The organism is Inquilinus sp. OTU3971, from assembly GCF_038440215.1.
Genome location: NZ_JASATH010000090.1, coordinates 25,011 through 31,584 on the forward strand (window position 1 = coordinate 25,011; position 6,574 = coordinate 31,584).

The 6,574-nt window shown below is 67.1% G+C and carries 9 protein-coding genes; 7 read left to right on the plus strand and 2 right to left on the minus strand.

Features of this window, described 5'->3' with window-relative positions; genetic code table 11:
- Positions 1 to 63: 63 nt before the first annotated feature.
- A complete protein-coding gene (locus AAHM41_RS21820; RefSeq protein WP_342238691.1) occupies positions 64 to 585 on the minus strand; it encodes an RNA polymerase sigma factor in 522 nt (173 codons plus the stop codon).
- Between the two features lie 167 nt (positions 586 to 752).
- On the opposite strand from AAHM41_RS21820, the gene AAHM41_RS21825 reads away from it, so the two are divergent.
- The 7 genes from AAHM41_RS21825 to AAHM41_RS21855 all read left to right on the plus strand — a co-directional run bounded on the left by AAHM41_RS21825 (position 753) and on the right by AAHM41_RS21855 (position 5,894).
- Positions 753 to 1,229: a MarR family winged helix-turn-helix transcriptional regulator gene (locus AAHM41_RS21825; RefSeq protein ID WP_342238692.1), complete on the plus strand. Its 477-nt coding sequence runs from the start codon at positions 753 to 755 to the stop codon at positions 1,227 to 1,229.
- A gap of 1 nt (position 1,230) precedes the next feature.
- Complete coding sequence (locus AAHM41_RS21830; RefSeq protein WP_342238693.1) at positions 1,231 to 2,364, plus strand: HlyD family secretion protein; 1,134 nt, start codon at positions 1,231 to 1,233, stop codon at positions 2,362 to 2,364.
- Position 2,365: 1 nt separating this feature from the next.
- Entirely contained in the window at positions 2,366 to 3,895 is a 1,530-nt protein-coding gene (locus AAHM41_RS21835) for a DHA2 family efflux MFS transporter permease subunit (protein ID WP_342238694.1), read from the plus strand.
- Between the two features lie 75 nt (positions 3,896 to 3,970).
- Positions 3,971 to 4,201 (plus strand): hypothetical protein, encoded by a 231-nt coding sequence (locus AAHM41_RS21840; protein ID WP_342238695.1) that lies wholly within the window; start codon positions 3,971 to 3,973, stop codon positions 4,199 to 4,201.
- The gene (locus tag AAHM41_RS21845; protein ID WP_342238696.1) at positions 4,174 to 4,779 is read left to right on the plus strand and encodes a hypothetical protein; all 606 of its coding nucleotides are present in this window, start codon (positions 4,174 to 4,176) and stop codon (positions 4,777 to 4,779) included. Before AAHM41_RS21840 ends, AAHM41_RS21845 begins: the two co-directional genes overlap by 28 nt.
- 6 nt (positions 4,780 to 4,785) lie before the next feature.
- A complete protein-coding gene (locus AAHM41_RS21850) occupies positions 4,786 to 5,322 on the plus strand; it encodes a hypothetical protein (protein ID WP_342238697.1) in 537 nt (178 codons plus the stop codon).
- Positions 5,323 to 5,330: 8 nt separating this feature from the next.
- Positions 5,331 to 5,894: a hypothetical protein gene (locus tag AAHM41_RS21855; RefSeq protein WP_342238698.1), complete on the plus strand. Its 564-nt coding sequence runs from the start codon at positions 5,331 to 5,333 to the stop codon at positions 5,892 to 5,894.
- 22 nt (positions 5,895 to 5,916) lie between these two features.
- On the opposite strand, the gene AAHM41_RS21860 is transcribed toward AAHM41_RS21855, so the two are convergent.
- The coding region (locus tag AAHM41_RS21860) for a 5'-nucleotidase C-terminal domain-containing protein (RefSeq protein WP_342238699.1) at positions 5,917 to 6,574 on the minus strand (658 nt) is incomplete at its 5' end.

A 6,574-nucleotide genomic window follows, 5' to 3' on the forward strand; every position in this document is an offset into this window, starting at 1 on the left:
GCCGGCTGGTTCCGACGGCCTCATCCCAATAGACGTTCCGGACGGCGAAACCCGCACCCCGGATCATGGCGGATCCCCCGCCCGATGCGCGGCCAGCCGGGCCTGGCAGTGCCGCAGCGCGCGGACCAGGTGCTTCTCCACCGCGCTCAGCGAGATACCCAGCCGGCGCGCCGCCTCGGCCTGCGGCACGCCCTGGACCCGGCAGAGGATGAAGATCTCCTTGCTGCGGTCGTTCAGCTCCTCCAGCGCCGCATCCAGGGCCCGCAGCGCATCGCGGCCGGCCAGGTCCTGCTCGGCGCCCGGCGTTGGGGCCGACAGCTGCTCCGGCACCACCGCATCCAGCGCCCGGGCCCGCCGGGTGCGCGTCAGCCGGTGGTCGATCGCGGCGTTGCGGGCGACGGCGTAGAGGATGCGGGTGTCGGCCTCGGCCGAGCCGGCGCTGCCCAACTTTAACACTCGGGCGAAGGCCTCCTGCACCAGGTCAGGCGCCGCGCCGCGGTCGCCCGACCGGCGGGTGACGACCGCCTCCAGCCGCGTCCGATGCGCGGCGAAGAGGGCGGCGAGCGTGTCCGTCCAGGAGGCCATCAGGCGTCTGAATAAACGCAATTGCGAATAATTCGCAATGAATATTGCCGGGACGCTTGTCCTGCGATTCCCACCAGCCTGTCCTGCGTCCAGACCATGGCCCCGGCTTTGCCGGGATCGATCACTTTCCATATAGTAAGGCAACTTACAGTCAGGTCACTTAGCCGATGAGCGAGATCAAGCCTCTCGTCAGCCTCTACACCCTGATCAAGGATCTCGATCAGCTGCTGCGCCGCCGCTTCGAGGAGCGGGTGCGCGCGGCCGGTCTGGACCTCAGCCGGCCGCAATACCGGGTGCTGATCATGCTCGACCGCAATCCCGGCATCACCCAGGCACGGCTGGCGGAGATGCTCGACGTCGAGAAGATGACCGTCACCGGCCTGATCGACCGGATGGAGACCCGGGGCTGGGTCGAGCGCCGGCGCGATCCGAACGACCGGCGCGCTCATTCGCTGCATCTGCTGCCGCCCGCCCGGCCGATCGTCGACCAGCTCGAGGCGATGATCGCGCAGTGGCAGGACGACTACAGCGCCCGGCTGCCGGCCGAGGTCATGGCCCGGCTGATCGGCGACCTGCAGATCCTGAAGACCAGGCTGACCACTGATACGGACGAACCGGCGGCCGATGCCGCCAAGCGGTGCTGAGATGCCGGACGGAAGCAACGACACGACCTTGAAGCCCCTGCCGCAGCAGGCCAGCGGCACTCCCACGCCGGTGCCGCCGCCGGTCAAGCCGCGCCGGCGCGGCTTGCGCCTGGTGCTGCTGGCCGGCGTGCCGCTGGTGGTGGCGGCGGTCGGGCTGGTGCTCTACGCCATGGGCGGCCGCTATGCCGGCACCGACAACGCCTATGTCCATGCCGACACGGTGTCGATCGCGCCCGAGATTTCGGGCCGGCTGGTCGGCATCGACGTCGCCACCAACCAGCCTGTCCAGGCCGGCCAGGTGCTGTTCCGGATCGACGATCGCGCCCCGCGTTATGCGCTGGAGCAGGCGGAGGCCGACATGCGCCAATCCGCCTTCGACTTCCAGGGCATCAAGGCCAATCTGGTGGAGCAGCAGGCGGTTCTGGAGCAGTCCCGCACCACCCAGGACTACCGCCAGAAGGACCACGACCGCATCGCCGCGCTGGCGAAGAACGGCAACGCCTCGCAATCCGCTCTCGACGACGCTCGCCAGGCGCTCGACGTGGCGAAGAGCAATGTCGACGTCGCCCAGTCGCAGATCGGCATGACGCTCGCCAAGCTGGGCGGCAACCCCAACCTGACCTTGGACGAGTACCCGCCCTATCGCCAGGCCGGCGCGCGGCGCGACCAGGCGCAGCTCGACCTCGACCACACCCAGGTCAAGGCGCCGTTCCCCGGCATCGCCGCCAAGGCCGATGCGGTGCTGCCCGGCGCCTATGTCACCGCCGGGTCGCCGGTGCTGGCGATCGTCCGCTCCGACAAGGTCTGGATCGACGCCAACCTGAACGAGACCGACCTGACCAACGTCAAGACCGGCCAGCCGGTCGAGGTCACGGTCGACACCTATCCGGGCGTCACCTGGGCTGGCCGCGTCGACAGCCTCAGCCCGGCCAGCGGCGCCGAGTTCTCGCTGCTGCCGCCGCAGAACTCCAGCGGCAACTGGGTCAAGGTCACCCAGCGCATCCCGGTGCGCATCCTCGTCGACACCGCCGGCAAGCCGCAGCTGCGCGCGGGCATGAGCACCGAGGTCGCGATCGACACCGGCCATGCCCGCGGCCTGCCCTTCCTCGGAGGCACGGCGTTCGGAGCGCAATGACATGGCAGCCCCGGGCGAAACCGTCCCCCATCGCGGGATGATCACGGTCTGCGTGATGCTGGCCACCATCATGCAGGCGCTGGACACCACCATTGCCAACATCGCCCTGCCCTACATGCAGGGCAATCTCGGCGCCAACCAGGACCAGATCAACTGGGTCCTGACCTCCTACATCGTCGCCGCGGCGATCATGACGCCGGTCACCGGCGCCCTGGTCAGCCGGATCGGCCGCAAGAACCTGTTCATCATCTCGGTGATCGGCTTCGTCGCCGCCTCGGTGCTGTGCGGCCTGGCCCAGAACGTCACCGAGATCGTCGGCTTCCGGCTGTTGCAGGGCGTGTTCGGCGCGCCCTTGGTGCCGCTGTCCCAGGCCACGGTGATCGACATCAACCCGCCGGAGCGGCGCGGCCAGGCCATGGCGATCTGGGGCGTCGGCGTCATGGTCGGCCCGATCCTGGGCCCCGTGCTCGGCGGCTGGCTGACCGACCATTATTCGTGGCGCTGGGTGTTCTACATCAACGTGCCGATCGGCGCCCTGGCGCTGGCCGGCGTGATGATCTTCATGTCGGACACCGGCAAGCAGGCGGCCAAGCGTTTCGACTGGCTCGGCTTCGCCTTCCTCAGCCTCGGCATCGGCGCGCTGCAGATGATGCTCGACCGTGGTCAGGACCAGGACTGGTTCAACTCGCTCGAGATCATCATCGAGCTGGTGCTGGCGGCGCTCGGCTTCTACCTCTTCGTCGTGCATCTGCTGACGGCGGAGGCGCCCTTCGTCCGGCCGGCGCTGTTCACCGACCGCAACTTCGTGGTCGCCATGGTGGTGATGGCGATCGTCGGGTCGCTGTACTACTCGATCATTGCCCTGGCGACGCCGTTCCTGCAGACCATGCTGGGCTATCCGGTGGTCACCGCCGGGCTGGTGATGGGGCCGCGCGGCATCGGCACCATGGTGGCGATGATGGTGGTCGGCCGGCTGATCGGGAAGGTCGACACCCGCCTGCTGCTGCTGCTGGGCCTGGGCATGATCATCGGCTCGCTGTGGCGGATGAGCGGCTACAACCTCGACATCTCCTCGACCGAGTTCATGCTCGACGGGCTGGTGCAGGGCGCCGGCCTCGGCCTCGTCTTCGTGCCGCTGTCCACCATGGCGTTCTCGACCCTGCCGCGGCTGTTTCTCGACGAAGGCGCCGGCATCTACAGCGTGTCGCGCAACCTCGGCAGCTCGATCGGCATCTCGGTCGTCACCGCGCTCCTGACCCGCAACATCCAGACCAACCACCAGCTGCTGGGCGAGCACGTCAACGCCTTCAGCCCGGCGGTGCAGCAGCTGCCGGACATGATGTCGCCCGGCACCCTGACGGGCCGGGCCATGATCGACCAGGTGGTCAACCAGCAGGCCTCGCTGATCGCCTATATCGACGATTTCAAGCTGCTGATGGTGCTGGCGATCGCGGCGATCCCGCTGCTGTTCCTGCTGCGCAAGCCGAAGCGCGGCACCGCCCCGCCGGCGGTGCAGGTGCACGCGGACTGACCGGCCGCTCGTCCCGGCAGGACTGGCCTCCCATCGCCGTGCCGGACCGTGTAGGCTCCACACACGGACGAAGTGATGGAGTCATCGATGGGCCCGGGCGGCACCTACAACCGATATGCGATCCGAATGGCCGACCGCAAGGAGGCAGAGGCGGTCGTCATCAGCGTCGAGGATCTGGCCAGGACGCTGATCGATACGGACGAGTTCCTGAAGACCAGCACCCTGAAGGCTCTCGATGTCTCGGGGTCATTCCCTTGCTGCGGGATGCCACGTCGGGCGTGCAGCTGCTGCGGGAGTTGGGACTGAACGGGAGATACTACACCAAGGAGATCAACGGCCGGACCTATGTGATCCTGAAGGGCTATGCGGGCCTGCGCAAGGTGCTCAGCGCCAGCCGCTACCTGACCGCGAACCCGAAGATTATCGTCTACGGCCTGACTTCGGCGGCGCGGGCGGCAGGGGCCACGGTGAACGTCATCATCACCTTCGTCGTCCTGGTGCCGATGGAGATCATCCGCCACCTGATGGGCGAACAGACGCTCAGCCAAGTCTTCGGTAACATCCTGACCAGTACCATGATCGCCGCCCTGTCCAGCGCCGCCAGCTTCGGCGTACTCGCTGTCGGCGCACTGGTGAGTGCGACTGTTCCGGTCTGGATAGTCGTCGCCGGTGCGGTCGTCGTCGGTTTGCTCGTCGGCAAGCGCTTGAGTGATTTGTCGGACGCCCTCAACATTTCGGGATTTGTCGCGATGACGCTCGATGGCGCCATGCGCCACTTGGCCGAGGAGGAGGCCCGGAGAGCCAGGAGCCAGCGTATTCTGGGTCAATTCGATCGTACACTGCCGGCCGACAGCGGGTGGCGCGGCCTGCTCGGGCCGAGGTGAGAGATCGTGGCCTCTTCTTACGCCGGGTCGGGTATCAGGAAGCCTTGGATCGTCATTCCCGCATTGCTTCTGATCGACGCTTTCGGCCTCCTAAACACCAGCTGGTTCACATCCGATCTGCGGGAGATCAGCGCCCAATTGGCGATGCGCGCCGATGTGGTGAAGATCATGGTTCCCAGCAGCTTCATCATGCTGTTCGGCGCCATTTTCCCGGTGCTGCATATTCTTGGCTGGCTTGCCGTTCGGGCGCGGCGCCTACGGAAGCCGGTGCTGGGGCTGCGCGAGGAACGGTGGTGGCTGATTACGGGGGTATTGCTCTTTGGCATGATCCCTCTGACTTGGGTCGCCGACAGGATGATCGGGGATCCCTTGCGCGAACAGGCCGCGGTCGCCGGCTACATCGAATGCGACGGCATCTTCGATCGACTGAGGCCATATCAAGCCAATACGACCTACGCGCTGTCCGCCGATCTGTGCCGCCAAGCCGGCTTCAAGCGCAGTCGGATCGAGCCGGATTTCGACACGCCGCGTCCGCCGGGTTGAGGGCCTTGATGACGAGCGGCGATGGCTTCCTTACCCGCTTGGTGTCCTGGCACTCCCATCCGAAGGTCAAGACGCCATGGTGGGCTATTCCTCTATGGCTTCTGTATGACACACTCGGCTTCCTCAGCCTCGGCTGGGTCGTCTTCGACCTACAAAAGGCAGATGCCGGATTGGCGATGCATGCCGACATCGTGAAGATCATGCCGGCTGTCGCCATCGTCATCCTGTCGCTGCCCGCCTTGTTTCCCGTGACCCACGTCATCGCCGTGATCGTCAATATCGGACGACGGCGCCCGCGGCGGAGACCGGTGCTCGGGCTGAAGGAAGACCAATGGTGGCGGATCCTGGCGATCCTGGCCGCGGCCTGGCTTCTCATCGTCGTGGCCGCCGCCTGGGCGATCGGCGCTCCCCTGCACGCGCGGGCCTTGGCGTCCGGCTATATCGACTGCAACAGCACCTTCGAGCCGGCGAATCCGGGAGGGCGGAGAGCGCCTCCCCCGACCTACGCTCTATCGGCGGATCTGTGCCTCAAGGCCGGATTCCGGCGCAGCCGGAATCGGACCGGATCCTGACGTCCTGCCCGGTTGACGACCCCTACCCCCCGAACACCAGCCGGTACTTGGCAAATCCGTCGCCGGCGTCGCCGGCGGGCTCGATGGTCAGGCCGGGCGGCACCGCCTGGGCGGCGGCCGGGGCGCCGGGGAAGGTGACGACCACCGTCTTCGGCAGCGGCGCGAAGCTCCAGTTGCCGTCGGCGGTCGGGTCGATCCGGCCCTGCTCGTGGATGAAGCGGACCAGCACGTCGCGGTTGGTGTCCGGCGCCTCGACCACGATGTTCTTGCCGTCGAGGCCGGGGAAGCTGCCGCCGCCGCCGGCGCGGTAGTTGTTGGTGACGACGACGAACTCCTGCGTCTCGTCGATCTGCTTGCCCTGGAATTGCAGGTCGACGATCCGGTGCGCGTCCGGCGCCACCAGCTTGCCGTCGCCGTCGTAGCGCGAGGGCCGGGTCAGGTCGATGCGGTAGGTGACGCCGTCGATCACGTCGAAATTGTAGGAGGGGAAGCCGGTGTCGATCAGCGGCTGCTCCTCGGTCTTCGCCGGGTCGATCCGGTTGAAGATGCCGGCCGACCGTTCCAGCCACTCGCGCACGATGGCGCCGGAGACGCGCACCGCCCGCACCGTGTTCGGGTAGAGATACAGGTCGGCGACGTTCTTGATCGCGATCGGCCCGGCCGGGACGCTGGTGTAGTAG